Below are 1,760 nucleotides of genomic sequence, written 5' to 3' on the forward strand. Positions count from 1 at the left end.
CACAGGATTTTGCAAAAGATCGCATACGACCTTGATTTGCTTTGGGTCTAAACTTAGAGTAGCCGTCAGTTACCTTTATCCTCACATACTTCGAGGTTGATTTGTCAGAGTTCCATCAAGCCGTAAAAAGAATTATCGAGCGAGTTCAGCACACGGAAGGCAATCAAGTACGTCTGGTCGAGCCCCTCAGCGAAAAACCGAATTTCGCATTTATTGATTGGCTTGATGCACAACCACTTTTCCCCAAGTTTTATTGGCAATCCCGTGATACTCGTGAAGAGGTCGTCGCGCTAGGACAGCTGCACTCTTTTGTTGAGCCGGGTCCTGCCTATACCATTCTTGGTGAAGGGCAGCGAGTATGGGGCGGGCGATCGTTTGATGGCCAGCACGAAAAAAATCGCCGTTGCATGCCTTCTTTTTTCTTTTTGCCTCAAATTGAACTGATTCGATTTGATCAGCAGTGGTCACTTGCGGTTAACCTAACTGAAGACAAAGCGCGCACGCTTGCAGGCTTGAGAAAGCTTATTTGCGATGTCGCCGCTTTACCTCCGATCTCGTCACACATTCGCTCGATTGTTCATACTCCTGTCAAATCTGAGTGGGATGCGCTGGTACATAAAGTTCTGACTGGGATTGAGAATGATGAGTTTAAAAAAGTTGTGTTGGCTCGCCGTTCTACTGTCCAATTGGATAACACGTTGAGCGCTGCACAACTGCTTAAAGCGAGCTATTTGAACAACCATCACAGCTTTCATTTCTTGCTGAGTTTAGACAGCAAACACAGTTTTATGGGCTCTACGCCAGAGCGTTTGTATTCTCGTGTTGGACATGAACTTCATACCGAAGCTTTAGCGGGCACCATTGGTCGTGGCGACAATGCCACTCATGATATGGAATTGGCGAATTGGTTATCTCAGGATTCAAAAAACTTAAACGAAAACCAGTACGTCGTGGACGATATCGTAGAACGCCTTTCTCCTCATTCTGAAATAGTAGAAGTAGAAACCGAACCGAGATTGGTGCGTTTACGTAAGGTGCAGCACCTCAAACGTAATATTCATGCAAGCTTAAAAACAGGCACAAATGGCGTACAACTGCTTTCTGCATTGCAGCCGACGGCCGCAGTGGCAGGTTTGCCTCGTAAAGAGTCGATGCAGTTCATCCTTGATAACGAGCCGTTTGCTCGTGGCTGGTATGCTGGCTCTATGGGTTATATCAGCCATGAACGCGCAGAGTTTTGTGTGGCAATAAGAAGTGCATTGGTGCTTGGCGATCAAGTTCAGCTGTTTGCTGGAGCGGGTATTGTTCCTGGATCAGTTGCTGAACACGAATGGGCTGAATTAGATAAAAAGATGTCGACGCTGTTAACGTTGATTTCCGATCATCCGCCACTTGGAGTGGCATCATGAGTTACGATCAAGCGGTTCTCAATCGAATTTGGTCAGAGACCATTTTGACTGAGCTTCACCGATTTGGTGTGAAGCATGTTTGTATCGCGCCGGGATCGCGTTCGACTCCTTTGACTTTAGAAGCGGCGGAACAGCCAAATTTTTTCATTCATACTCATTTTGATGAGCGTGGATTAGGTTTTATGGCGCTTGGCTTGGCGAAAGCGAGCCAAGAGCCGGTAGCCGTTATCGTGACTTCTGGCACTGCGGTCGCAAACTTGTTGCCTGCGGTAGCAGAAGCTAAATTAACGGGCGAAAAACTGGTTTTGCTTACTGCTGACCGCCCTGTTGAACTCGTCGGTTGTGGCGCAA

The 1,760-nt window shown here is 47.2% G+C and carries 2 protein-coding genes; both read left to right on the plus strand.

From position 1 onward, the window contains the following. Positions 1–101: 101 nt before the first annotated feature. A complete protein-coding gene (locus tag R8N46_RS24445; RefSeq protein ID WP_005495975.1) occupies positions 102–1,409 on the plus strand; it encodes an isochorismate synthase MenF in 1,308 nt (435 codons plus the stop codon). Continuing rightward, on the plus strand, positions 1,406–1,760 hold a 355-nt coding region (locus R8N46_RS24450; RefSeq protein WP_318189682.1), incomplete at its 3' end, for a thiamine pyrophosphate-binding protein. The genes R8N46_RS24445 and R8N46_RS24450, both read left to right, overlap by 4 nt.

Source organism: Vibrio sp. 1874, assembly GCF_033344395.1.
GTDB lineage: Bacteria > Pseudomonadota > Gammaproteobacteria > Enterobacterales > Vibrionaceae > Vibrio > Vibrio alginolyticus.